Genomic DNA, 26003 nt, shown 5'->3' with positions numbered 1-26003 from the left:
GCGGAAGCGGGAATCAAGTGATCATCCTGCTTCCGCGCACCTGTGTGAGTAACGCCACGAAACGGGCAAAGGATCACCATTGACTGCGAGAGTATTCGCCGCAGGTCATGAGTCTTTGCGGGCGGTTCCCGGTCAAAGATCCACGAACCACTCAGGGAGCAGGTCCGTTGGCAGCTATCGCCCGGTGGTGTGTCAGGCACCGTCTCGTCGTTGTCATGCTCTGGCTCCTCGCCCTCGGCGGGACCGCGGCGGGCGCGAGCATCGCCGGGTCCGCGTACTCCAACGACTACGACGTCCCGGGCACGGAGTCCGGCCGCGCCACCGACCTGCTGGAGGAGGGCTTCCACGGCCGTGTCGGAGACACCGACACCGTCGTGTGGCACACCCAGGACGGCAGCGTCCGCTCCCCGGCCGTCGAGCAGCGCGTGTCCGCGATGCTCGACCGCGTCGCCGGCCTCGACGGCATCGCCTCCGTCACCAGCCCCTACGGCAGCCAGGGCGGCCCCCAGATCAGCGCCGACGGGCGCACGGCGTACGCCGTCGTCACCTTCGACGCGCAGGCCGACGACATCCCCGAGCCCCAGGCACGCGCGCTCGTCGACACCGCCAAGGCGGTCCAGGAGGGCGACCTGCGGGTGGAACTCGGCGGCAACGCCGTGGCCCTGACCGAGGCGCCCGAAGGCCACACCGCCGAGATCGTCGGCGTGGCCGTCGCCGCCGTCGTGCTCTTCCTCGCCTTCGGCTCCCTCGCCGCCAGCCTGCTGCCCATCGCCACCGCGCTCGTCTCGGTCGGCACCGCGTACGCGGGCATCGTGCTCCTCGGCCATGTGATGTCGGTGGCCGACTTCGCGCCCATGCTCGGCATGCTCATCGGCCTCGGCGTCGGCATCGACTACGCGCTGTTCATCGTCACCAGACACCGCAAGGGCCTGAAAAGAGGGCTCCCCGTCGCCGAGGCGGCCCGCGAGGCGGTGGCCACCACCGGCCGTGCCGTCGTCTTCGCCGGAGCCACCGTCTGCATCGCCCTGCTCGGCATGCTGATACTGCGCCTCGGCTTCCTCAACGGTGTAGCGATCGCCGCGTCCCTGACCGTCGTCCTCACCGTCGCCGCGTCCGTGACCCTGCTTCCCGCCCTGCTCTCCTGGATCGGACCGCGCGCCCTCAGCCGCCGCGAGCGGCGCAGGCTCGCCGAGCACGGGCCGCGACCCGAAGTGCCCACCGGCATCGCCGCCCGCTGGTCGGCGTTCGTCGAACGGCACCCCAAACTGCTCGGTGCCGTCGCCGCCGTCGTCATGCTCGTCCTCGCCCTGCCGACCCTCTCGCTCCACCTCGGCACCTCCGACCAGGGCAACGGACCCGCGACCGCCACCACCCGCCAGGCGTACGACCTGCTGGCCGACGGCTTCGGCCCGGGCGTCAACGGGCCCCTGACCGTCGTCGCCTCCCTCGACGGCGCCGACGACGAACTCGCGATGGACCGGCTGGCCCAGACCCTGCGCACCACCGACGGCATCGCCGCGGCCGGACCCGTCGCGTACAACGGCAGCGGGGACACCGCGGTCCTCACCGTCGTGCCGGACACCTCGCCGCAGTCCCGGGAGACCAGCGAACTCGTCGACCGGCTGCGCGACGACATCCTCCCCGCCGCCGAACAGGGCAGCTCCCTGACGGCCCACGTCGGCGGGGTCACCGCGAGCTACGACGACTTCGCCGAGATCATCGTCGGCAAGCTGCCGCTGTTCGTCGGCGTCGTCATCACGCTCGGCTGCCTGCTCCTGCTGCTCGCCTTCCGCTCCCTGGGCATCCCGCTCAAGGCCGCCGCCATGAACGTCGCCGCCGTCGCCTCCGCCTTCGGGGTCGTCGTCGCGATCTTCCAGTGGGGCTGGGGCAGCGAACTGCTCGGTCTCGGCAGCGCGGGACCGATCGAGCCGTTCCTGCCCGTGATCATGGTCTCGGTGCTCTTCGGGCTCTCCATGGACTACCAGGTGTTCCTGGTCAGCCGGATGTACGAGGAGTGGCTGGAGACCGGGGACAACCGGCGCGCCGTACGGGTCGGCCTCGCCGAGACCAGCCGCGTCATCAACTCCGCCGCCGTGATCATGATCTCGGTCTTCCTCGCCTTCGTCCTCAGCGGCGACCGTGTCATCGCGATGTTCGGCATCGGACTCGCCGCCGCCGTCGCCCTGGACGCCTTCGTCCTGCGCACCCTGCTCGTCCCCGCCCTGATGCACATGCTCGGCGGGGCGAACTGGTGGCTCCCCCGCTGGATGGACCGCTGGCTGCCCCGCATCAGCATCGAAAAGCCCGAGTGCCGCGGCGCGGCGCGTGCGAAGATCCCCGTGCAGCGCGCGGGCGATCAAGGGGAGCTCGTGCCCTAACCCACGAGGAGCACAGTGTTCGCCGTAAGCCTGGGCGATGACGGAGCCGAACTGCGCCCCCTGGAGCCGTGGCAGGCCGAGGAGTTCTTCGCGCACATAGAACGGGGCCGTGAGTTCATCGGCCGCCACGTCGGGCTGGCCGCCGCCGCCGCTGACCTGAACTCCGCCCGCGCGTTCCTCCAGTCCTACGCGGACAAGGCCGCGGCCGACGCCGGGCGCATCTACGGCATCTGGCTGGAGGGCACCCTCGTCGGCGGCGTCCTCTTCCGCACCTTCGACCCGGCCATGGGCAATTGCGAGGCGGGCTGCTGGCTGGAGCCGTCGGCGGCGGGCCGGGGCCTCGTCACCCGCGCGGCGCGGGTGATCATCGACTGGGCGGTCGAGCAGCGCGGCATGCACCGGATCGAATGGCAGGTCTCCTCCGCCAACAAGCCCAGCATCGCCGTCGCCCAGCGGCTGGGGATGACCTACGAGGGTGTGCTGCGCGAGAGCTACGCCTACCGCGGCGCCCGGCACGACATGGAGAGCTGGTCGATCCTGGCGCCCGAGTGGCGCAAGCGGCGGGAGTCCGCCGCGTAGCGGCCGCGCCGCGCCACCGGGCCCGTGGCGGCTGATGCGGCGTAAAAGCACTGGCCCACGGGGACGGGCGGGTGCTCCACTGCGCGCATGGATCACACAGCCGTACTCGCGCTCTTTGACCGCCAGATGCGCCGCCGCACCACCACACCCGGGGCCACCGGGCCGCTGACCGAACGCTCCGGTCGCGTCGTCCGCCAGGTCGGTGCCGGCGGCGACTGGAGCGGTGTCCTCTGGTCGGACCTGACAGCGGACACGGCGGACGCCGAGATCGCCGAACAGGTGCGGTACTTCGCGGGGCGCGGCCTCGCCTTCGAGTGGAAGCTGTACAGCCACGACGCACCACGGGACCTCGCCGACCGGCTCCTCGGGGCCGGCTTTCGGCCCGAACCCGAGGAGACCGTGCTCGTCGCCGAGACGGCCGGTCTGCCCGCCGTCCCCGAACTGCCCGATGGCGTACGGCTGGAGCCGGTGACCGGCCCCGAGGGCGTCGAGCTGACGATGCGGGTCCACGACCGGGCGTTCGGCACGGACGGCACCCGGCTGCGGCAGCAACTCCTCGCCCAGCTCGACCAGGCGCCGGACACGGTCCTCATGACCGTCGCGATGGCGGGCGACCTGCCGGTGTGCGCGGCCCGCATCGAGTTCACGCCCGGCACCGACTTCGCCGGCCTGTGGGGCGGCGGGACGCATCCCGACTGGCGCGGCCGCGGCATCTACCGCGCCCTGGTCGCCCACCGGGCCGAGACCGCGGCGCGGCGGGGCGTGCGCTACCTCCAGGTCGACGCGTCCGACGACAGCCGCCCCATCCTCGAACGCCTCGGCTTCACGGCCCTGGCGACGACGACGCCGTACGTGTACGAGCCGTAGGCCCGCGACCCGGGTGGTGTACGCGGGGAGGCGCTGGGCCCGCGATCCGGGCGGCGTAGGTGGGGAGGCGCTGGGGCTGCGATGCGGGCGGTGTACGCGGGGAGGCGCTGGGGCTGCGATGCGGGCGGTGTAGGTGGGGAGGCGCTGGGGCGCGACCGGGGTGGTGTACGCGGAGGAACCCCGGGACCGCGACTTGGGCCCCTACGCGGGGAAGCCCCGGTACTGCGACCGGGGCGGCGCAAGAGGGGAGGCCCTGGGATCGCGATCCGGGCCCGTACGCGGGTAAGCCCCAGGCGCGCCATCCGTACGTCCGGCGGAAGCCGTGAGACCGCGACGGGCCGTCCGGCGGAAGCGCTGAGACCGGGACACGGCCCGGAGATCCGGGCCGCCCGGGGGACGAGCCGCAGAACCGGATCCGGGGGCGGGCGGGGCTGGACCCTGCCCGCCGCCCCGCGGGGCACCGGGACCGCGCCGCCGGCGCGGGGTACCTCAGACGCGCCTGCCGCAGCGCGGCGTACGTCTAAGGCACCCCGCCCCCGGAACATGCGGCAGTCGCCCGATGCGCGGCAGCCACCTGGGAGACGAGAGTCGGGGCAACGGCACACGCCGTGAAGCACCCCGGCACACGTCCCGAAGGAGCCACCCCGTGCTGCACTACGCGATCCAGGAACAGCACCGCGCCGAACTGATCCGCCAGGCCGACGCGCAGCGCCTCGTCCGGCAGGCCCGTGCCGCCCGCCGTGCCGCCCGGCGGCACACCAGGAACTGGGAGGAGGACCGGACCGGCGCGGCCGACAGCAGCCGTTACACGCGCGCCGCCTGACCCCGATGCGGAGCACGGCGGTGCACCGTCCCGCGGGTCCGGACGGCTGTGCGATGCTCGGCGACGTGGAGACCAGGTCCGTCAGCCCCGTGTTCGTCGGCCGAGCCGGCGAACTGGCACTGCTCACCGACGCACTCACCCGCGCAGCAGGCGGCGACTCCCCCGAGGGCACGAGCCCCGGGGGAGAGCCGCAGGCGCTCCTCATCGGAGGCGAGGCGGGTGTCGGCAAGACCCGGCTCGTCGAGGAGCTGCTGACCGAGGCGTGCCGCAGGGGCGCGGTCGTCGCCGTCGGCGGATGCGTCGAGATCGGCGCGGACGGGCTGCCGTTCGCCGCCTTCTCCACCGCCCTGCGCACCCTGCACCGGCGCCTCCCCCGCGAATTCGCCGACGCCGCCGCCGGGCAGGAGGACGAACTGGCCCGGCTCGTACCCGAACTCGGCACCGCCGCACGGACCGAAGGGGGCCGCCACGACGAGGAGAGCATGGCCCGCCTCTTCGAACTGACCGCGCGCCTGCTGGAACGCGTCGCCCGCGAGCACACCGTGGTCCTGGTCCTGGAGGACCTGCACTGGGCCGGTGCCTCCACCCGCCACCTGCTCGGGTACCTCTTCCGCACGCTGCGGCGAGGACGCCTCCTGCTCATGGCCACCTACCGCTCGGACGACGTCCACCGGCGCCACCCCCTGCGCCCCTTCCTCGCCGAACTCGACCGCGCCCGCACCGTCCAGCGCATCGAGCTCACCCGCTTCAACCGCGCCGAGGTCGGCCGGCAGATGGCCGGCATCCTCGCCCAGGAACCGGCCCCCGCCCTGGTCGACCGCGTCTTCGAACGCTCCGACGGCAACGCCTTCTTCGTCGAGGAACTCGCCGCCAGCCTGAGCGACGACTCCTGCTCCGGCCTGCCCGACTCCCTGCGCGACATCCTCCTCGTCCGCATAGAGGCCCTGACCGAGGACACCCAGCGCGTCGTCCGCATCCTCGCCGAGGGCGGCTCCACGGTCGAACACGGCCTCCTGCACGCCGTCGCCGGGCTGCCTGACGACGACCTCGACGGGGCGCTGCGTGCCGCCGTCGGCGCGAACATCGTCCTCGCCGCACCGGACGGCGACGGCTATCGCTTCCGCCACTCGCTGGCGCGCGAGGCCGTGAGCGACGACCTGCTGCCCGGCGAACGCTCCCGGCTCAACCGCCGCTACGCCGAGGCGCTGGAGGCCGACCCCGCGCTCGTCCGCGAGGAGGAGCGCGCCACGCGCCTGGCCACCTACTGGTACCGCGCGAACGACGCGGCCAAGGCCCTGCCCGCCGTACTCGCCGCCTCCGTCGCCGCCCGCAGGCGCCACGCCTACGCCGAGCAACTGCGCCTGCTGGAGCGGGCCATGGAGCTCTGGGACGACGCACCGGAGGAGGTGCGCGACCGGCTGCGGCCCGTCGACCACGTGGAGGTCTACCCGCCGTGCGGCTGCGACCCGGACACGACCCCGCTGCGCTACCTCGACCTGATGGCGGAGGCATCGGTCGCCGGCCGGCTGTGCGGCGAACGCGAACGCGCCCTGAAGATCGCCAAACGCGGGCAGCGCCTCGCGGAGGCCGAGGGCGACCCGCTGCGGGCCGCCTGGTTCTCCGTGCAGCGCTCGCGGCTGATATCGGGCCTGGGCCGCGGCGACGGCTGGGCCGAACTCGGTGCCGCCCAGGAACTCGTCCGCGGACTGCCGCCCTCCGCCGTCCACGCCGAGGTGCTCGCCGAGGCCGCCCGCTGGGGCATGACCCACGACCCCGGGCCCGGCAGCCTCGCCACGGCCGAGCGGGCCGTGGCCTACGCCCGCATGGTCGGTGAGGAGGACATCGAGCTGCGCGCCCGGCTCACCCTCGGCTGCCTCCTGGTCGACTCCGGCGACGTCGAGGGCGGTCTCGCCGAGCTGTACGCCGTCAAGGACCGGGACGCCGCCCTCGGCGTCGCCCACGTCGGCCGCATCCATGTGAACCTGCCCTCGGTGCTGGAGGGCGTCGGCCGCTCCCGCGAGGCCGTCGGGATCCTGGTCGAGGGCATCGGCATCTCGCAGCGCTACGGCCTGCTGGACAGCGAGGCGTGGATCCGCCAGAACCTCGCCGAGTCCTGTCAGTCGCTCGGACGCTGGGACGAGGCGGCCGAGCACGCCCGGGAGACGCTGCGGATCGCCACCAGCCCCCAGCCCCGCGGATCGGCCTCGCTGCACCTCGCCTTCCTCGCGCTGGGGCGCGGCGACGCCACCGGGGCGGCAGAGCAACTCCGCGTCGCCCACGACCACTTCGGCACGAACGACCCCGTACCCCAGACGGCCTTGCCGCTCACCACGGCCGCGCTGGAGATCGCCGCGGCTCAGGGACGGCTGGCGGATGCCAGGGCCGAGCTGGCACGGGCCGCCGCCGGCGGGTTCCCGCCCGGCACGCAGCGCTACGCCTGGCCGCTGCTGCGAGCCGCCGCCACGGCCGAGGCGGACGCCCGCGGCCTGCCCTCGGCGGAGGCGGGCCGCGACGAGGCGCTCCGCCGCATCCGTGAGGCCGCCCGCACCCTGGCGAGCGCCGTGCCCGTCTGGTCCGCCCACGAACGGTGGGTGCGCGCGGAGCTGTTCCGCGCCGAGGGCCGGGACACCGCCGGGCACTGGGCCGAGGCCGGCTGCGCCTTCGCACCGCTCGAGCGCCCCTACGACCTGGCCCGCGTCCGCCACCGCTGGGCCGAGGCCCTGCTGCACGCGGCGGGGTCCGGCTCCGGTGACGACCACCGCGCCCGGGCGGCCGACCTGCTGCGCCAGGCCGGCACGACCGCCGCCGAACTCGGCGCGCGCCTGCTGGCCGAGGACGTCGAACTGCTCGCCCGGCGCGCCCGCATCCCCCTCACCGACCCCGCCCCGGACGCATCCGCCACTCCGCAGGCCGCACCACCGCCCCCGGCGCTCGGCCTGACACCCCGCGAGCAGGACGTACTGCGCCTGGTCGCGGTCGGGCACAGCAACCGCCGCATCGCCGAGGAGCTCTACATCTCACCGAAGACGGCGAGCGTCCACGTCTCCAACATCCTGGCCAAACTGGGTGTCTCGGGCCGGGGCGAGGCGGCGGCGATGGCGCACCGCCTGCGGCTGTTCACCGATCTTCTGGAGGGGGAAGGGCCTCATCCGCAGGGGACGTCGGTTCCTGCGGAACCCGGATCGTGACCCTGCCCGACGCGAGGTCTATCGGGCCGCGGCCCGAGTCACCGTCCCCGACGTCGACCCGGGTCAGCGCCAGGCGGTGCCGCTCCTCGTCGGTATGCCTGCGGCCCGGGGCGAAGAACTCGTCGAAGCTCTGGAACACCGACCGGCCACCTCCTACCTCACCTCCAGCCGGAGGATCCTGTCGTCACCCGGCCCTGGCGTGCCCCGGGTGTCCGTCTCGCTGGTGACGAGCCAGACCTGGTCGCCGCCCGCCGACAGCACGGTGCGCAGACGGCCGTACTCCTCTTCGAGGAACGGCTGGGGCTCGGCGGATGGTTCCGCGCCGGACAGGGGAATCCGCCAGAGCCGCTCGCCCCGCAGCCCCGCCATCCAGATCGACCCCTGGGCGTAGGCGATACCGCTCGGCGAGGCGTCCGCCGTCCGCCACTGCGCCACCGGGTCGACGAAGCCCGCCTTGCCCGCCTTGCCCTCCGCCTCGGGCCAGCCGTAGTTCTTCCCCGGCTCGACGAGATTGAGCTCGTCCCACGTGTTCTGCCCGAACTCGGCCGCCCACAGCCGCTTCTCGGAGTCCCAGGCGAGGCCCTGCACATTGCGGTGCCCGTACGAGTACACCAGCGAGTCGGCCTCCGGATTGCCGTGGACCGGCTGACCGTCCGGGGTCATCCGCAGGATCTTGCCGCCCAGCGAGTCCTTGTCCTGCGCGAGCCCCGTGTCACCCGTCTCGCCCGTGCCCGCGTAGAGCATCTTGTCCGGGCCGAAGGCGATCCGCCCGCCGTTGTGGATGACCCCCTTGGGGATGCCGCGGAGCACCGTGTCCGGTGCGCCCAGCTGCTGGCCGGCGGGCTTCCGCTCGTCGTACAGCATGCGGGCGATGCGGTTGTCCGATGCGGTGGTGAAGTACGCGTAGACCTGCTGGTCGGAGGCGAACGAGGGGGAGACAGCCAGGCCCAGCAGCCCGCCCTCACCGCCGGGGGCGACGCCCGGTACGGATCCGATCTCGGTCTTCCTGCCGTCGTCGGCCGACACGCGGGTGATCGTGCCCTCGTCGCGCGAGGCCACCAGCAGGTCCCCGCCGGGCAGGGCCGCCACGCCCCAGGGGGAGTCCAGCTCGTCCGTCAGGGTCGAGACGACCTTCACGGAGCCCCTCGCCGGAGGACCGGCGGGGGCGGAGGGGGAGGTGGTGGGGGAGCCGCCGGTGGGGGATGCGGCCGCGTCCGCCGAGGGCCCGGAACTGCCCGCCGGGTGTTGTCCGTCGCCGGAGGAGCACCCGGCCGTAAGGAAGAGCGCGGCGGCCACGACGGCCGTCAATGCAGGACGATGCACGGTGGTGATCCCTTCGACGGCTGCTTGCGCTGCCCGGCGTGCCGGGTGAACTGCCTGACTACTGTTCTTACACCGCAGCCCGCCCCGAGGTTCCCGATCTTCGCCAGAACCTTCGCCGGTGCGTTCGGCGGTGCCTTCGGCGGCACGTGCGGGGACTCAGTCCCAGGACCCCCGCGCCGGGGGGAGCGCCGCGATCTCGGCCAGGTCCCGCGGCGTCAGCTCCAGATCCGCGGCGCCCGCGTTCTCCGCCGCCCAGCGCGGCCGCTTCGTCCCGGGCACCGGCACCACGTGCCGCCCCTGCCCGAGCACCCACGCCAGCGCCACCCGCGCCGGCGTCGTCCCCGGCCCGTGCCGCTCCGCGATGCGCCGCAGCCCCGCCACCACCGGCTGGTTGGCGGCCATCATCTCCGCCGTGAACCGGGGATGGCGTGCCCGCACGTCGTCCGCCTCGAAGCCCTGCCCCGGCGTCAGCGTCCCCGTGAGGAACCCGCTCCCCAGCGGCATAGCGGCCAGGAAACCGATCCCGCGCGCCTCGCACCACGGCACAAGCCGCTCCAGCGCCTCCGGCGACCACACCGAGAGCTCCGCCTCCACCGCGCTCACCGGGAAGACCTGCTGGACCCGCTCCAGCTGCCGGATCGTTTGCTCATGCACGTCCGCGCCGGAGCGCCGCGCGGCGCGGGCCCCCACGGCGCAGAGCCCGAGCGCCCGCACCTTTCCCGCCGACACCAGTTCGGCCATCGCGCCCCAGGTCTCCTCGACGGGCACCTCGGGGTCGGCCCGGTGCAGCTGGTAGAGGTCGATCACCTCGGTCTGCAGGCGGCGCAGCGACGCGTCGCAGGCCCGCTTCACGTAGCCGGGGCGCCCGTTGGCGACGATGTGCTGGTCTCCCACCAGCAGACCCGCCTTGGTCGACACGAACGCCTCCGCCCGCCGCTCCCTCAGTGCCCTGCCGAGCAGCAGTTCGTTGGTGAACGGCCCGTACATGTCAGCCGTGTCGAGCAGGGTCGTACCGGCGTCCAGCGCGGCGTGGACGGCGCGCAGCGAGCGCTCCCCGCGTTGTTCGGAGCCGGTGTAGGCCCAGTTCATCGGCATGCAGCCGAGCCCGACGGCGCCCACTTCGAGGGCCGCCGCACCGATTGTCCTGCGCTCCAACTCCCCGTACCTTCCCGTCGGGCCCCCTGGCCGTCGTCAAAACTAACCAATGGCCCGCAGCGCCCTTCGCATAGCCTCCTGACCATGACTGCTGATGTGTGGCTGCCCATCCCCGCCGACGAGATCGACGGCCTGCCCGCGCCCGCCGAGTCGGGACTCACCTACCGCTTCTGGGACGGCGGACCGGACTTTCCCGCCGACCCCGCCGACTGCGTCTACTACGTCGTCCCGTACATGAAGGGCATGGAGGTCGCCATACGCCCCCTGGCCGCGATGCGGTCCGTGCGCGTGGTGCAGACCCTGTCCGCCGGAATCGATCACGTGGAGCCGGGGCTCTCCGCACTGCCCGAGGGCGTACGCCTGTGCAACGCCCGGGGCGTTCACGAGGCGTCGACCGCCGAGCTCACCCTCGCCCTGATCCTCGCCTCGCTCCGCGGCATCCCCGGTTTCGTGCGCGGGCAGGACGCGGAGGAGTGGCGGGACGGCTTCTATCCGGCGCTCGCCGACAGGTCGGTGCTCATCGTCGGGTACGGCTCCATCGGCGCGGCCATCGAGGACCGGCTCGCGCCCTTCGAGTGCGCGCGGGTGGCGCGCGTCGCGCGCTCCGCCCGGGCAACGGAGCGCGGCGAAGTGCGCGCACTCGCCGATCTGCCGGAACTGCTGCCCGACGCCGATGTCGTGATCGTCTCCACGCCTCTCACCGAGCGGACGAAGGGCCTGGTGGGGGCCGACTTCCTGAGCCGGATGAAGGACGGCGCGCTGCTGGTGAACGTCGCGCGCGGACCGGTCGTCGACACAAAGGCCCTGCTCGCGGAGGTGGAGAGCGGACGGATCACCGCGGCGCTCGATGTCACCGACCCGGAGCCGCTGCCCGCGGGCCATCCGCTGTGGCACGCGCCGGGCGTACTGATCAGCCCCCATGTCGGCGGCTCGACCTCGGCGTTCATGCCACGCGCCAAGCGGCTGCTCGCCGACCAGCTCACCCGGTTCGCCGCCGGGGAGCCTCTGCGCAACGTGGTCGCGACCACCGGCACCTGACAGCAGGAGTGTCGATCGTTTGATCACGCTCTGAAGTCACTCGAATGCGCCGCGTGCCTTCATCGTCGCAGGTCGTCACGGAGAGTAGAGGGGCTATGTCCCTGAGTGACGATATTGGTGTATCGTCCCGACCTGGGGGCTGCACCGGACGCGAGGGAGCGGTGCTGCGACGCGAGCTGAGTGCAGATCAGATCCGAGGGGGGCGACGGGCGATGCAGGGCCGATGGACCCACGATCCGACGCGGCGGGGCCGCCGCCGCCGGCCGCTGTGCGCTCCGGCGGGCAGGCCCGGTCGGCAGTGCACGCCGATGTGCCGACCGCGCTCGGCGCATCCGCCGCTCACCCACCCGGCGCGGCCCCAGCCGCCGACCAGGCACCTGAGGGTGGCCCGGTGAGCGCCCCAGGGGCGCTGATGGCGCGGGACACCGTCCCGGGCGGCGCCGCCGCGCTGCTTCCGCAACTGGTCCTGGCCGTCGTGTGCGCGGCCTACGGCGTGGGTGCGGCCCTCGGCTGGGGGTCGCAGGAACTGGCATTGATCATGGGCGACTTCGGGCTCAGCGCCGCCGCGCTCGTCGCCGCCGTCTCGTGCCTGTTCTACGCGCGCACACCCGACTGCCGCTTCCGCCCCGCCTGGCTGCTCTTCGCGATCTCGTCCCTGATGGCGTCGGCCGGCAACGCTGTCTGGGGCTGGTACGAGGTGGTGCTCGGGCGCGAGGTGCCGAGCCCGTCCGTCGCCGACCTGTTCTTCCTCTGCTTCGCGCCCCCGGCCATCGTCGGACTCCTGGTGCTCGCCAAGCGCCCGGTGACCAGGGCGGGCTGGGTCTGCCTCGGGCTCGACGCCTGGCTGATCGGGGGCTCGCTGCTCACCCTGTCGTGGAGCCTCGCCCTCGCCCACACCGCGCACGCCCAGGGCGAGAGCGTGGCGCCGGCCGCGCTGTCCCTCGCCTACCCGCTGCTGGACATCGTGCTGGTCAGCATGGTGCTCGCGCTCCACTTCCGGCGCTCGCCCGCCAACCGCTCCGCCGTCAACACGGCCATCGCGGGCCTCGCCCTGACCGTGCTGTGCGACGCCCTGTTCACCTCGCCGCTGCTGCGGGAGAGCTACCGGTCGGGTCAGCTGCTCGACGCGGGCTGGTTCGCCGGCTCGCTCCTGCTGGCGTACGCGCCCTGGGGCGCGCGCCGCTCGGCGGAGACCGGCGGCCCGCCGCGCGGCCCCCGGCAGACCGGCCGGCCGTTGGCGAGCTCCCTGGCCGCGCTCACGCCGTATCTCGCCGCGGCGGTGTGCACACTGGGGATCCTGTACAGCGTCACCGAGGACCGCCGGGTCGACCGCGTCGTCGTGATCACCGGCTGCACCGTCGTGCTGGCCCTCGTCGTGCGCCAGGGCATCATGCTCCTGGACAACATCGCGCTCACCCACGAACTGGCTCAGAAGGAGAACCACTTCCGCTCCCTGGTCCAGGGCTCCAGCGACGTCATCATGATCGCCGCTCCCACCGGCGTCCTGCGCTACGTCTCGCCCGCCGCCACCAAGGTCTACGGGCGCGACGCCGAGGAGCTCGTCGGCTCCGAGCTGGCCTCGCTGATCCACCCCGAGGATCTCGGCCGTGTCGTCCACGAGGTGCGCCGGTTCCTCGCCGCGCCGCCCGGCGACGAACCGACGACCCGTATCGAGTGCCGCTTCAGGTCCGGCGCCGGCGACTGGCTCAACGTGGAGTCCACGGTCAGCCGCCACCAGGGCGGGCTGATCTTCAACAGCCGGGACGTCACCGAGCGGGTGCGGCTGCAGGCCCAGCTCCAGCACAACGCCGAACACGACCCGCTGACGGACCTGCCCAACCGCGCCCTGTTCACCGAACGGGTCCGCCGCGCTCTCGGCGGCCGCAGGGCGGGCGATCCGGGCACCGCCGTGCTCTTCATCGACCTCGACGGCTTCAAGGGCGTCAACGACCGTCTCGGCCATCAGGCCGGCGACGAACTGCTGATCCAGGCGGCCCGCCGGCTGGCCGATTCCGTCCGGGCGGGGGACACCGCCGCCCGTCTCGGCGGCGACGAGTTCGCGGCCCTCATCATCGGCGACGGCACCCTCGACCGGACCGCCCGCGAGCTCCAGGTCCACGAGATCGCGGACAGGCTGCGGCTCATGCTCTCCCAGCCGTACCGCATCGACGGCACCGAGGTGCGGGTGGCCGCCTCCATCGGCGTGGCCTTCGCCGAACCGGCCCTCAGCCCCACCGACCTCATGCGCAACGCCGACCTCGCCATGTACCGCGCCAAGGCGGCCGGCAAGGACCGCGTCGAGCTGTACGCGCCCCAGATGCAGGCCGACGTGGTGCGCCGCACCGAGCTGGCCGCCCGCCTGCGCAGCGCCCTGCACGACGGCGAGTTCGCCCTCCTGCACCAGCCCGTGGTGAGCCTGACCACCGGCCGGATCGCCGCCGTGTCCGCCCAGGCCCGGTGGCGCTCCGCGCAGGGCATCCTGTTCACCCCGGCCGAATTCCTGCGGGTCGCCGACGACGGGAACCGCACCGCCGAGCTCGGTCGCTGGCTCCTCGAAGAGGCCGTGGAGCAGGCCGCCGAGCGCGGCAGGCTCGGCCATCCGACCCCGGTCTCGGTCCGGCTCTCGGCCCGGCTCCTGCTCGACAGATCCCTGCCGCTCGGCTCCATCGAGGCGCTGCTCACCCGCCACCAGCTGCCGTCCGGAGCGCTGATCATCGAGCTCGCGGACAGCGACCCCCGGATCTCCTTCGACGAGCTGGAGCAGCGGCTCGTCGCGCTGCGCAGACTCGGCGTACGGATCGCCCTGGACGGCTTCGGCAGCGGCTACGCGGCCATCAACGCCCTGCGCCGGCTGCCCGTGGACGTGCTCAAGCTCGACCGGGGTCTGGTCGAGGGCGTCGTCGAGTCCGCGCGGCTGCACAAGATCACCAGTGGACTGCTCCGCATCGCCCGCGACCTCGGCATGTACTCCGTGGCGGACGGCGTGGACGTCCCGGAGCAGGTTCTCGCGCTGCGGGCCATGGGCTGCACCCATGGGCAGGGCATGGCCTTCTCGGGGCCGCTGGACGAGTACCGGCTGCGACGCGCCCTGGTCAGGGACGAGTTCCCGGTTCCCGCGGGGATGGCTCTGCCGGTGCTCACCGGGGGCGTTCCCCCCACGCGAAATGGCTCAAATGCTGAGACGCGCGTCCCACCCACTTGACAGTAATGGTGCGACGGGGAGAGGGTCAGTGCCATGCGCACCCGAATTCTCGTACTTGGAAAGCGCGTCGGCTGAGCAGAGCCGCATGATCAGGCTCTGCGGACACCTCCCGACGCGCTCCCCTCGCTTGCCTCACGGCACGAGGGGTTTTTTGTTGCACCGGCACGTACCGAAGCCGTACCAAACCCTCGCAAAAACCCTCAGCATCGAGAAGAGAAGCCGATGACCGAGCAGGCCACCGGGGCCCACCATCCTCAGCCGCGGGCCCGTAACGGCGGACAGCACTCCGCCACCGTCGAACACGTCACGGGTGCGCAGTCCCTCATCCGCTCTCTTGAGGAAGTAGGGGCCGACACGGTCTTCGGCATCCCCGGCGGGGCCATCCTCCCGGCGTACGACCCGATGATGGACTCGACCAAGGTCCGCCACGTCCTGGTCCGCCACGAGCAGGGCGCCGGCCACGCGGCCACCGGGTACGCGCAGGCCACCGGCAAGGTGGGCGTCTGCATGGCCACCTCGGGCCCCGGCGCCACCAACCTGGTCACCCCGATCGCCGACGCGCACATGGACTCCGTGCCGCTGGTCGCGATCACCGGCCAGGTCTCCTCCAAGGCGATCGGCACGGACGCCTTCCAGGAGGCGGACATCTGCGGCATCACCATGCCGATCACCAAGCACAACTTCCTGGTCACCAAGGCCCAGGACATCCCGCGCACCATCGCCGAGGCGTTCCACATCGCCGCCACCGGCCGCCCGGGCCCCGTCCTGGTCGACATCGCCAAGGACGCCCTCCAGGCGCGCACCACCTTCAGCTGGCCGCCGCAGACCGACCTGCCCGGCTACCGGCCGGTCACCAAGCCGCACGCCAAGCAGATCCGCGAGGCCGCCAAGCTCATCACCGGCGCCAAGCGCCCGGTGCTGTACGTCGGCGGCGGCGTCATCAAGGCCGGCGCGACCGCCGAGCTGAAGGTCCTCGCCGAGCTCACCGGAGCCCCCGTCACCACCACCCTGATGGCGCTGGGCGCGTTCCCCGACAGCCACCCCCTGCACGTGGGAATGCCGGGCATGCACGGTGCGGTCACCGCCGTCACCGCGCTGCAGAAGGCCGACCTGATCGTCGCCCTCGGAGCCCGTTTCGACGACCGCGTCACCGGCAAGCTGGACAGCTTCGCACCGTACGCCAAGGTCGTCCACGCCGACATCGACCCGGCCGAGATCGGCAAGAACCGAACCGCCGACGTCCCGATCGTCGGCGACGCCCGCGAGGTCATCGCCGACCTGGTCCAGGCCGTCCAGGCCGAGCACAGCGAAGGCAACACCGGCGACTACGCGGCCTGGTGGAAGGACCTCAACCGCTGGCGCGAGACCTACCCGCTGGGCTACGAGCAGCCCGACGACGGCAGCCTCGCCCCCCAGCAGGTCATCCAGCGCATCGGTGAACTCGCGCCCGAGGGCACGATCTTCGCCGCGGGCGTCGGCCAGCACCAGATGTGGGCCGCCCACTTCATCGACTACGAGCAGCCCGCCACCTGGCTCAACTCGGGCGGCGCCGGGACGATGGGCTACGCGGTCCCGGCCGCGATGGGCGCCAAGGCCGGACAGCCGGACCGCACGGTCTGGGCGATCGACGGCGACGGCTGCTTCCAGATGACCAACCAGGAGCTCACCACCTGCGCCCTGAACAACATCCCGATCAAGGTCGCCATCATCAACAACGGCGCCCTCGGGATGGTCCGCCAGTGGCAGACCCTGTTCTACAACCAGCGCTACTCCAACACCGTGCTCCACTCCGGCCCCGAGGCCAGCGGCCTGGAGAAGAGCGCCGGCACCCGCGTCCCGGACTTCGTCAAGCTGTCCGAGGCCATGGGCTGCTACGCGATCCGCTGCGAGTCCCCGGCCGACCTGGACAAGGTCATCGCCGAGGCGAACGCGATCAACGACCGCCCGGTCGTCGTCGACTTCATCGTCCACGAGGACGCCCAGGTGTGGCCGATGGTCGCCGCAGGCACCTCCAACGACGAGGTCATGGCCGCCCGTGGCGTGCGCCCCGACTTCGGCGACAACGAAGACGACTGAGAGCCGTAGGAAGAGGTACGACGCACATGTCCAAGCACACGCTCTCCGTCCTGGTGGAGAACACCCCCGGCATCCTGGCCAGGATCGCCGCCCTGTTCTCCCGCCGCGGCTTCAACATCGACTCGCTCGCCGTCGGCGTCACCGAGCACCCCGACATCTCCCGCATCACGATCGTGGTCAATGTCGAGGACCTGCCGCTGGAGCAGGTGACCAAGCAGCTCAACAAGCTGGTCAACGTCCTGAAGATCGTCGAGCTCGAGCCCGGCGGCGCCATCCAGCGCGAGCTCGTCCTGGTGAAGGTCCGCGCGGACAACGAGACCCGCTCCCAGATCGTCGAGATCGTCCAGCTGTTCCGCGCCAAGACCGTCGACGTCTCGCCCGATGCCGTCACGATCGAGGCCACCGGTTCGAGTGACAAGCTGGAGGCGATGCTCAAGATGCTGGAGCAGTTCGGCATCAAGGAGCTCGTCCAGTCCGGCACGATCGCCATAGGGCGTGGCGCCCGGTCCATCACGGACCGCTCGCTGCGGGCCCTGGACCGTTCTGCCTGACGCACCCTTCTCGCCTGGCGAGACCCCGAGACTTCCCCATCCACTCCCGCCGTACGGTGGGACGCAACACCAGCACTCCAAGGAGAATCCCAGTGGCCGAGCTGTTCTACGACGACGACGCCGACCTGTCCATCATCCAGAACCGCAAGGTCGCGGTGATCGGCTACGGCAGCCAGGGCCACGCCCACGCGCTGTCGCTGCGTGACTCGGGTGTCGACGTCCGCGTCGGTCTGCACGAGGGCTCCAAGTCCAAGGCCAAGGCCGAGGAGCAGGGCCTGCGCGTCGTGACGCCCGCCGAGGCCGCCGCCGAGGCCGACGTCATCATGATCCTGGTCCCGGACCCGATCCAGGCCCAGGTCTACGAGGAGTCCATCGCTCCCAACCTGAAGGACGGCGACGCCCTGTTCTTCGGCCACGGCCTCAACGTCCGCTACGGCTTCATCAAGCCGCCGGCCGGTGTCGACGTCGCCATGGTCGCCCCCAAGGGCCCGGGCCACCTGGTCCGCCGCCAGTACGAGGAGGGCCGCGGCGTTCCCTGCATCGCCGCCGTCGAGCAGGACGCCACCGGCAAGGCCTTCGACCTGGCGCTGTCGTACGCCAAGGGCATCGGCGGCACCCGCGCGGGCGTCATCAAGACGACCTTCAAGGAAGAGACCGAGACCGACCTGTTCGGTGAGCAGGCCGTGCTCTGCGGTGGTACCGCGGCGCTGGTCAAGGCGGGCTTCGAGACCCTGACCGAGGCCGGCTACCAGCCGGAGATCGCCTACTTCGAGTGCCTGCACGAGCTGAAGCTCATCGTGGACCTCATGTACGAGGGCGGCCTGGAGAAGATGCGCTGGTCGGTCTCCGAGACCGCCGAGTGGGGCGACTACGTCACGGGCCCGCGCATCATCACGGACGCCACCAAGGCCGAGATGAAGAAGGTCCTCGCCGAGATCCAGGACGGCACGTTCGCCAAGAACTGGATGGACGAGTACCACGGCGGCCTGAAGAAGTACAACGAGTACAAGACGCAGGACGAGAACCACCTGCTGGAGACCACCGGCAAGGAGCTGCGCAAGCTCATGAGCTGGGTCGACAACGACGAGGCGTGACCCTGTGGGCGAGGGGGCCGGTGTCCGGCCCCCTCGCCTCCGCCACTTCGTCCAGCCACGGACGGGTGATCCTTCCACCGAGGCGTAAGGCGCACCCTGGTGCACCACTACACTCGTTACTACATACGCGTCAGGCCCACAGTGTCGTGCGTCTTCCACGCGGCTAGCCCCCTCCACCGCTGCGGCCGTCGGGACGGCCGTCTGCACCGGACATGTGAGGACTCACGTGAGCTCGAAACCTGTCGTACTCATTGCTGAAGAGCTGTCGCCCGCGACCGTCGACGCACTCGGTCCGGACTTCGAGATCCGGCACTGCAACGGCGCCGACCGCGCGGAGCTCGTCCCCGCCATCGCCGACGTCGACGCGATCCTGGTCCGCTCGGCCACCAAGGTCGACGCCGAGGCCATCGCCGCCGCCCGCAAGCTGCGTGTCGTCGCCCGCGCCGGCGTCGGCCTGGACAACGTGGACGTCTCGGCCGCCACCAAGGCCGGCGTCATGGTCGTCAACGCGCCGACGTCCAACATCGTCACCGCCGCCGAGCTCGCCTGCGGTCTGATCGTCGCCACCGCGCGCAACATCCCCCAGGCCAACACCGCCCTGAAGAACGGCGAGTGGAAGCGCTCGAAGTACACGGGTGTCGAGCTCAGCGAGAAGGTCCTCGGCGTCGTGGGCCTCGGCCGCATCGGCGTGCTGGTCGCCCAGCGCATGTCCGCCTTCGGCATGAAGATCGTCGCGTACGACCCCTACGTGCAGCCCGCGCGTGCCGCGCAGATGGGCGTCAAGCTCCTGACGCTCGACGAGCTGCTCGAGGTCTCCGACTTCATCACCGTCCACCTCCCCAAGACGCCCGAGACCCTCGGTCTCATCGGCGACGAGGCGCTGCACAAGGTCAAGCCGACGGTCCGGATCGTCAACGCCGCGCGCGGCGGGATCGTCGACGAGGCCGCGCTGTTCTCCGCCGTCAAGGAGGGCCGGGTCGCCGGCGCCGGCCTCGACGTGTACGCGAAGGAGCCCTGCACGGACTCCCCGCTGTTCGAGCTCGACCAGGTCGTCTGCACCCCGCACCTCGGCGCGTCCACGGACGAGGCGCAGGAGAAGGCCGGTATCGCCGTCGCCCGCAGCGTGCGTCTCGCGCTCGCCGGTGAGCTCGTCCCGGACGCGGTCAACGTCCAGGGCGGCGTCATCGCCGAGGACGTGCGCCCGGGCCTGCCGCTCGCCGAGAAGCTCGGCCGCATCTTCACCGCGCTCGCGGGCGAGGTCGCGGTCCGTCTCGACGTCGAGGTCTACGGCGAGATCACCCAGCACGACGTCAAGGTGCTCGAACTGTCCGCGCTGAAGGGCGTGTTCGAGGACGTCGTCGACGAGACCGTGTCGTACGTCAACGCCCCGCTGTTCGCCCAGGAGCGCGGTGTCGAGGTCCGGCTGACGACGAGCTCGGAGTCCCCGGACCACCGCAACGTCGTCACCGTGCGCGGCACCCTCTCGGGCGGCGAGGAGGTCGCGGTCTCCGGCACGCTGGCCGGCCCCAAGCACCTCCAGAAGATCGTCGCCGTCGGCGACTACGACGTGGACCTCGCGCTCGCGGACCACATGGTCGTCCTGCGGTACGAGGACCGTCCCGGCGTCGTCGGCACGGTCGGCCGCATCCTCGGCGAGGCGGGCCTCAACATCGCGGGCATGCAGGTCTCGCGCGCGGAGGAGGGCGGCGAGGCGCTCGTCGTCCTGACGGTGGACGACACCGTGCCGCAGGCGGTGCTCTCGGAGATCGCGGCGGAGATCGGCGCGACGTCGTCCCGCTCCGTGAACCTCACGGACTGACGGTCTGCGCCCTGCACGCACCCGAAAGGGCCCGGTGGACCGGGCCCTTTCGCATACCCGGCCCCCGGACCGTGGGCTCCGTCCCGGATCCTTCCCGACCGGGGCTCCGCCCCGGACCCTCACCTCTGCTCTGCGGGCATGGCCACCGGCCCGCGGCCTTCCTCCGTACGGCCTGGCGGCCGTGGGAGGTGGCCCCAGGCGGGCCCTATTGGGCGTGGGACCCGCCGACCGGCCCTCGCGCCCGACTCGCCGACGCCGCGTATGCAGCCCCGCTGCGGGGCTCACGGCGTCCTGCGTTTGCCCAGGTTGGTTGTGGGGTGGGGACATCCTCTGGCTTGGCCGGGGCCCTGCCCGCGGCCGCTGGGCCGTAGGGGGTGTCCGGCCACCGGTCGGACGGCGGTTCGGGGTCCCGCCGGCTTGCCGGTTTCGGGGCGGGGGTGCGCCCTGCGGACGTGGCCACCCGGGGGCCCCATCGGCCGCCGGGTAGGGGCGCAGGCCCGCGGCTGCCGCCGTACCGCATCGGCCGGCGCGGTCGGCTCGTCGGGGCGGACGTACATGCGCGCCTGCGCAGTAGCGCGGCCCCGCGGCTACCGCCGCACCGCGTCGGCCGGGGTCCGCGGGGCCGGGCGCTCGGCCGGGCCAGCGCACGCGCGCCCGCGCAGCAGCACCGTCGCCAGCAGCGCCGCGGCGATCAGCAGCGCGCCGCCCGCCACCGCGGCGATCTGCATCCCGTGGACGAACGCCTCCCGGGCCGCCTCCAGGAGTGACTGGCCGGCGCCTGCGGGCAGTCGGTCCGCGACCACGCCGGCGCCGCCCAGGGTTTCGCGGGCCGTCGTCAGCGCGTCGCCCGACACGCCCGACGGGGCCGTGTCGGCGATGTCCCGGCGGTAGACCGCCGTTCCCAGGCTGCCGAGGAACGCCATGCCCAGCGCCCCGCCGAACTCCTGCCCGGTTTCCAGCAACGACGCCGCCGAGCCCGCCTTCTCCGGGGGTGCCGCGGCCAGTGCCATGTCGGAGACGACTGCCATCACCGTGACGGTGCCGCAGCCCATGACGGCCGCGGCGGTCAGCAGGACCGCCAGGGAGTCGGTGCCGGTCAGCGACAGGATCGCGTAGCCCGCCGCGCCGATCAGGAACCCGGCGACGACGACCGGGCCGCGCCCGGCGCGCTGGACGGCGGCGCCCGCGGCCGGGGCGGCGACACCGACGGCGAGCGACGGCACCACGCTCCACAGCGCCGCCTCCATGGGGCCCATGCCGAGGACCGACTGCAGGTACTGCGTGGTGAAGTACGCCGAGCCCATCACGGCGAACATGGCGACCGTGTTGAGGACGATCCCGGATCCGAAGCCGCGCTTCTGGAACAGGGTCCGGCTGATCATGGCGTCGTCCCGGCTGCGCTGACGCCGTACGAAGACGTAGCCGACGGCGAGGCCGACCGTGATGCACAGGGCAGGCAGGGGGCGGTAGCCCTCGGCGGCGATCTCCTTGAGCCCGTAGACCACGGGCAGGACCGCGCCCATCGACAGGGGCACGCTCAGCAGGTCGAACCGCCCGGGCGCCGGGTCCTTGAACTCCGGCACCAGCACCGGCACCAGGACCAGCAGGAGCAGCATCGCGGGCACGTTGATCAGGAACACCGAGCCCCACCAGAAGTGGTCCAGCAGGACGCCGCCGAGCACCGAGCCGAGCGCGATGCCGCCGGCCATCGCACCGGACCAGATGCCGATCGCCTTGGTGCGCTGGGCGTCTTCGCGGAACATGTTGCGCACCAGCGCCATCGTGGACGGCATCAGCGTCGCGCCGCCAACGCCGAGCAGCGCGCGTGCGGCGATGAGCATCTCGGCGCTCTGCGCGTACGCCGCGCCGATCGAGGCGGTGCCAAACGCGGCCGCTCCCATCAGCAGGAGCCGGCGTCGCCCGATGCGGTCCCCGAGCGAGCCCATGGTGATCAGCAGCCCGGCGAGGGCGAAGGTGTAGATGTCGAAGATCCACAGCTGCTGGGTGCTGCTCGGGTCGAGTTCGCGGCTGATCGCGGGGATCGCGAAGTAGAGGACGGAGACGTCCATCGAGACCAGGAGGAGCGGCAGCAGCAGGACGACGAAGGCGGTCCATTCGCGGCGGCCGGCGCGGACCGGTGGGGTGGCGGGAAGCGTCATGCCGAGCAATGTACGCACGTCTTAAACGCTTGTCTAGGACAACTGTGTAGCACGGGCGTGCAAGACGTGCGTATGGGACGTTTGTATGGAACCGGCGGTAGGGTGCCGGGCATGGGACATCGAGAGGATCTGCTCGAAGGCGCCAAGCGCTGCCTGCTGGACAAGGGTTTCGTGCGCACCACGGCGCGGGACATCGTCAAGGAGTCCGGGACGAACCTGGCGTCGATCGGCTATCACTACGGTTCGAAGGACGAGCTCCTCGCCCAGGCGTACATCGCTCTGGTCGAGGGCGTCTCGGACGACTTCGACGCGGGGGAGCGCGCAACGACCGGGACGCGGCCGGGTTCGCTGGAGCGGTTCCATGAGGTCTGGTCGAACGTCATCGGCACCATGCAGGGGCCCGACTCGCTGTGGCGGCTCAGCATGGAGATCGTGGTCATGGGCGACCAGCTCCCCGGGGTGCGCGACCACCTGGCGCGGGCCCAGCGTGAGGGCGCACGGGGGATCATCCCGATGCTGATGGGCGGCGAGGAGCCCGACGTCGACGACGAACAGGTCGACACGGTCGGCAAGTTCTACATGACGCTGATGATGGGCCTCATCGCCCAGTGGACGTTCGACCCGCAGACGGCCACCCGTGCCGACGAACTCACCGAGGGCCTGCGGCGCGTGATGGACGCGGCGTCCCGGACGTCCTAGGGCCTCTCGGCGGACCGGGCCGGGCGCGCGCCCCGAGCGCTCACAGCCGCGTGCCCTTCAACGCCATGTGCAGCAGCAGCCGGTGCTCGCCTTCGTTCAGGTCCAGCCCGGTGAGCGCCTCGACGCGCGACAGGCGGTAGTACAGCGTCTGCCGGTGGATGCCGAGGGCCGCCGCCGTGCGCCCCGCCTGGCCCGCGCAGTCGAGGAACACCTCGGCGGTGCGGGCCAGTTCGGCGTGCGCCGGGGTGAACAGCTCCCGTACGGCCGGGTCGTCGGCCGCGCCCTCGGGCAGGGCCGTCAGCATCCGGTACGGGCCGAGGTCCGACCACCGCGCGACCGGTCCGAGCCGGGGCTCGGCCAGCACCGCGCGGGCGCCGGACACGGCCTCCCGCCACGCCCCGTCGAGCTCGCCGAGCCCGCGCCGCGCCGCGGCCACCCCGGCCACGACGCCCCCGGCCCCCGACGCCGCCGCGTCGCGCAGCCGGGAGGCGACCGTCAGCGCCGGGGCCGCGTTGTCCGCCGAACGCAGCCGCACCAGCGCGGCGACGGCCCGCCCGGCCGCCGGCCTGTCGGCCCCCTGCGCGGTCGCGCCGGAGGCGGCACCAGCCCCCAGCGGCAGCGTGCACAGCGCCGCCGCCCCCGGCAGCGCCCGGGCCGACGGCGCGTCGTCCGCCGGCCACGGCGTCACGCACACCACGGTGTGCGTCCCGTCGGCGTCCGCGCCCAGCGCCGTGCGCAGGGCGGCCACCGCCATGTCGTACTGCCAGCCGCGCTCCGCGGCCAGCACCGCCCGCAGCTCGCGCGACAGGTCGGCGCCGGCGCGCTCCTCGTCCGCCATCAACGTGCCGATGCGCTCCGTCACCTCCATGGCCGCGGCGAGCTGCTCCGCGGTCGGACCCGGGTCGGCGTCGAGCAGCCACACGTAGCCGAGGACGATGCCCCGGTGCCGTACCGGCAGGCAGATGCGGTCACGGAAGACGCCCGCGTCCGGGGCGGCGGGGATGCGGACCGGTCCCGTCGCGCGGGCGATGCCGAAGCCCTCGAACCAGGCACGCACCGCGGGCGTCGACTTCCGGGTCAGGATCGACCGGGTGCGCACCGGGTCCAGCGTGGTCTCGTCGAAGGCGCTGCCGCTGTCGTGGGCCCCGAAGGCGATCAGCCCGAAATCCCGGTTCTCCAGCGTCGCCGGCATGGCGAGCAGTGCGGAGATCTCGTCGACCAGATCCTGGTAATCGCCCTTCATCCCGCCATTCTCGCACCTCTTCAGACATATGTCTGAGATCCGGGACACGGATGCGTGACAGCTGTCGATGGCCCCGGATCGGAGCGATCCTTAAGTTTCACGGTGGTTCTTCGTGCCGTTCCCGACACGTACGCGAAACGGTCGGCCTCGGTCCCCTTCAACACCTGTTCCGTGGAGGTGCCCCGTGCTGGGTCCCGTGATCCTCGCAGCGTCGCGCAGCGACAAGATGCGCCGTTTCGTGTCGGCCGCCCCGGGGACCAAGCAGGTGGTCGCCCGGTTCATCGCCGGTGAGACCGTCGACCAGGTCGTCCCGGTGGTCAAGGACGCCGCCGCCCAGGGCCTCGAGGTCACCCTCGACGTCGTCGGCGAGGACATCACCACCCCCGAGCAGGCGACCGCCGCGCGCGACGCCTACCTCGAGCTCATCGAGCACCTCAAGCCGCTGGAGCTCGGCCCCCGTGCCGAGATGTCCGTCAAGCTGTCGATGTTCGGCCAGGCGCTGGAGGGCGGACACGAGCTGGCCCTCGCGAACGTCCGTCCGGTCGTCGAGGCCGCCGCCGCGATCGGCACCACGGTCACGCTCGATGCCGAGGACCACACCACCCTCGACTCGATGTTCGCCATCCACGAGGAGCTGCGGAAGGACTTCCCGCAGACCGGCTGCGTCATCCAGGCGTACCTCTACCGCACCGAGGACGACGCCCGCCGCCTCGCCGCGAACGGCAGCCGGGTGCGGCTGGTGAAGGGCGCCTACAAGGAGCCCGCCTCCGTCGCGCTCCAGAACAAGGCCGAGATCGACAAGGCGTACGTCCGCATCCTGCGGATCCTCATGGAGGGCGACGGCTACCCGATGATCGGGTCGCACGACCCGCGCCTGATCGCCATCGGTCAGGAGCTCGCGCGCAGCGCAGGGCGCAAACTGGACGAGTACGAGTTCCAGATGCTGTACGGAATCCGCAGCGAGGAGCATGTCCGCCTCGCCGCCGAGGGACACCGGATGCGTGTCTACACCGCGTACGGAACCGACTGGTACGGCTACTTCATGCGCCGTCTCGCGGAGAAGCCGGCCAACCTGCTGTTCTTCGCGCGCTCGATGATCACCAAGAACTGACCCCAGAACCGATTCCAGGGCCGAGCCCCTCCCCACCCTCGCAAAGGAGTCACGGAACTCATGGACGCTGTCACTCAGGTCCCCGCGCCGGTCAACGAGCCGGTGCACGGCTACGCCCCCGGTTCCGCCGAGCGCGCCCGCCTCGAGGCCAAGCTCAAGGAGCTGGCCGAGAACCCGATCGAGCTGTCGATGACCATCGGCGGTGTGAAGCGGCTCGGCGGCGGCGAGCGCTTCGAGGTCGTGCAGCCGCACAACCACAAGGCTGTGATCGGCACCGGCGCGCACGCCACCCAGCAGGACGCGCAGGACGCGATCGACGCGGCGCTCGCCGCCGCCCCGGCCTGGCGCGCGATGTCGTTCGACGACCGCGCCGCGATCATCCTGCGCGCCGCCGAGCTGCTGGCCGGCCCGTGGCGCGAGACGCTGGCCGCCTCGACCATGCTGGGTCAGTCCAAGACCGCGCAGCAGGCGGAGATCGACACCCCCTGCGAGCTGGTCGACTTCTGGCGCTTCAACGTCAAGTACGCGCGTGACCTGCTGGCCGAGCAGCCGCCGGCGAACTCGCCGGGTGTGTGGAACCGTCTCGACCACCGTCCGCTCGAAGGCTTCGTCTACGCGATCACGCCGTTCAACTTCACGGCCATCGCCGGCAACCTGCCGACCGCGCCCGCGCTGATGGGCAACGTGGTGGTGTGGAA

At 72.2% G+C, this 26003-nt stretch carries 19 protein-coding genes; 14 read left to right on the top strand and 5 right to left on the bottom strand.

The features are described from left to right. Window positions 1–167: 167 nt before the first annotated feature. The 5 genes from ACF08N_RS17060 to ACF08N_RS17040 all read left to right on the top strand — a co-directional run bounded on the left by ACF08N_RS17060 (window position 168) and on the right by ACF08N_RS17040 (window position 7835). Window positions 168–2378, top strand: a complete 2211-nt coding sequence (locus tag ACF08N_RS17060; protein ID WP_392325420.1) for an MMPL family transporter — start codon at window positions 168–170, stop codon at window positions 2376–2378. Between the two features lie 15 nt (window positions 2379–2393). After that, window positions 2394–2957: a GNAT family N-acetyltransferase gene (locus tag ACF08N_RS17055; protein WP_392325419.1), complete on the top strand. Its 564-nt coding sequence runs from the start codon at window positions 2394–2396 to the stop codon at window positions 2955–2957. Window positions 2958–3044: 87 nt separating this feature from the next. After that, a complete protein-coding gene (locus ACF08N_RS17050) occupies window positions 3045–3824 on the top strand; it encodes a GNAT family N-acetyltransferase (protein WP_392325418.1) in 780 nt (259 codons plus the stop codon). 646 nt (window positions 3825–4470) lie between these two features. Further along, window positions 4471–4647: a hypothetical protein gene (locus tag ACF08N_RS17045; protein ID WP_392325417.1), complete on the top strand. Its 177-nt coding sequence runs from the start codon at window positions 4471–4473 to the stop codon at window positions 4645–4647. 53 nt (window positions 4648–4700) lie between these two features. Beyond that, window positions 4701–7835 (top strand): AAA family ATPase, encoded by a 3135-nt coding sequence (locus tag ACF08N_RS17040; protein WP_392325693.1) that lies wholly within the window; start codon window positions 4701–4703, stop codon window positions 7833–7835. Here the strand turns inward: ACF08N_RS17040 and ACF08N_RS17035 are convergent. The 3 genes from ACF08N_RS17035 to ACF08N_RS17025 all read right to left on the bottom strand — a co-directional run bounded on the left by ACF08N_RS17035 (window position 7765) and on the right by ACF08N_RS17025 (window position 10313). After that, window positions 7765–7974, bottom strand: a complete 210-nt coding sequence (locus ACF08N_RS17035) for a DUF6191 domain-containing protein (protein ID WP_392325416.1) — start codon at window positions 7972–7974, stop codon at window positions 7765–7767. The genes ACF08N_RS17040 and ACF08N_RS17035 overlap by 71 nt on opposite strands. 14 nt (window positions 7975–7988) lie before the next feature. Further along, the gene (locus ACF08N_RS17030) at window positions 7989–9158 is read right to left on the bottom strand and encodes a PQQ-dependent sugar dehydrogenase (protein WP_392325415.1); all 1170 of its coding nucleotides are present in this window, start codon (window positions 9156–9158) and stop codon (window positions 7989–7991) included. A gap of 156 nt (window positions 9159–9314) precedes the next feature. Next, the gene (locus ACF08N_RS17025) at window positions 9315–10313 is read right to left on the bottom strand and encodes an aldo/keto reductase (RefSeq protein WP_392325414.1); all 999 of its coding nucleotides are present in this window, start codon (window positions 10311–10313) and stop codon (window positions 9315–9317) included. Window positions 10314–10397: 84 nt separating this feature from the next. Between ACF08N_RS17025 and ACF08N_RS17020 the strand changes: the two genes are divergently transcribed. The 6 genes from ACF08N_RS17020 to serA all read left to right on the top strand — a co-directional run bounded on the left by ACF08N_RS17020 (window position 10398) and on the right by serA (window position 20093). Continuing rightward, entirely contained in the window at window positions 10398–11351 is a 954-nt protein-coding gene (locus ACF08N_RS17020) for a 2-hydroxyacid dehydrogenase (RefSeq protein WP_392325413.1), read from the top strand. Between the two features lie 391 nt (window positions 11352–11742). Then, window positions 11743–14553: a putative bifunctional diguanylate cyclase/phosphodiesterase gene (locus ACF08N_RS17015; protein WP_392325412.1), complete on the top strand. Its 2811-nt coding sequence runs from the start codon at window positions 11743–11745 to the stop codon at window positions 14551–14553. A gap of 222 nt (window positions 14554–14775) precedes the next feature. Beyond that, window positions 14776–16629, top strand: coding sequence for an acetolactate synthase large subunit (locus tag ACF08N_RS17010; protein WP_392325411.1), 1854 nt, complete (start codon window positions 14776–14778; stop codon window positions 16627–16629). A 26-nt stretch (window positions 16630–16655) separates the two neighbouring features. After that, window positions 16656–17180, top strand: a complete 525-nt coding sequence (gene ilvN, locus ACF08N_RS17005) for an acetolactate synthase small subunit (protein ID WP_392325410.1) — start codon at window positions 16656–16658, stop codon at window positions 17178–17180. A 92-nt stretch (window positions 17181–17272) separates the two neighbouring features. Continuing rightward, on the top strand, window positions 17273–18274 hold the full coding sequence (ilvC, locus tag ACF08N_RS17000) for a ketol-acid reductoisomerase (RefSeq protein ID WP_307713286.1): 1002 nt from the start codon (window positions 17273–17275) through the stop codon (window positions 18272–18274). Window positions 18275–18500: 226 nt separating this feature from the next. Further along, window positions 18501–20093: a phosphoglycerate dehydrogenase gene (gene serA / locus ACF08N_RS16995; protein WP_392325409.1), complete on the top strand. Its 1593-nt coding sequence runs from the start codon at window positions 18501–18503 to the stop codon at window positions 20091–20093. A gap of 587 nt (window positions 20094–20680) precedes the next feature. Here serA and ACF08N_RS16990 read toward each other — a convergent pair. Beyond that, window positions 20681–22252 (bottom strand): MFS transporter, encoded by a 1572-nt coding sequence (locus tag ACF08N_RS16990; protein WP_392325408.1) that lies wholly within the window; start codon window positions 22250–22252, stop codon window positions 20681–20683. 111 nt (window positions 22253–22363) lie between these two features. Here ACF08N_RS16990 and ACF08N_RS16985 point away from each other — a divergent pair, with 111 nt between their 5' ends. Next, window positions 22364–22951 (top strand): TetR/AcrR family transcriptional regulator, encoded by a 588-nt coding sequence (locus ACF08N_RS16985; RefSeq protein WP_392325407.1) that lies wholly within the window; start codon window positions 22364–22366, stop codon window positions 22949–22951. A gap of 40 nt (window positions 22952–22991) precedes the next feature. Here the strand turns inward: ACF08N_RS16985 and ACF08N_RS16980 are convergent, their stop codons facing one another. Then, on the bottom strand, window positions 22992–24194 hold the full coding sequence (locus ACF08N_RS16980; protein ID WP_392325406.1) for a PucR family transcriptional regulator: 1203 nt from the start codon (window positions 24192–24194) through the stop codon (window positions 22992–22994). A 184-nt stretch (window positions 24195–24378) separates the two neighbouring features. Between ACF08N_RS16980 and ACF08N_RS16975 the strand changes: the two genes are divergently transcribed. Both ACF08N_RS16975 and ACF08N_RS16970 read left to right on the top strand, forming a co-directional pair. After that, window positions 24379–25305, top strand: a complete 927-nt coding sequence (locus ACF08N_RS16975; protein WP_392325405.1) for a proline dehydrogenase family protein — start codon at window positions 24379–24381, stop codon at window positions 25303–25305. A gap of 60 nt (window positions 25306–25365) precedes the next feature. Further along, the coding region (locus tag ACF08N_RS16970; protein ID WP_392325404.1) for an aldehyde dehydrogenase family protein at window positions 25366–26003 on the top strand (638 nt) is incomplete at its 3' end.

This window comes from Streptomyces sp. NPDC015127 (assembly GCF_043080095.1).
Classification (GTDB): Bacteria; Actinomycetota; Actinomycetes; order Streptomycetales; family Streptomycetaceae; genus Streptomyces.
Note: the sequence above shows the minus strand (reverse complement) of the source record. Positions and strands in the feature narration are given on the sequence as shown.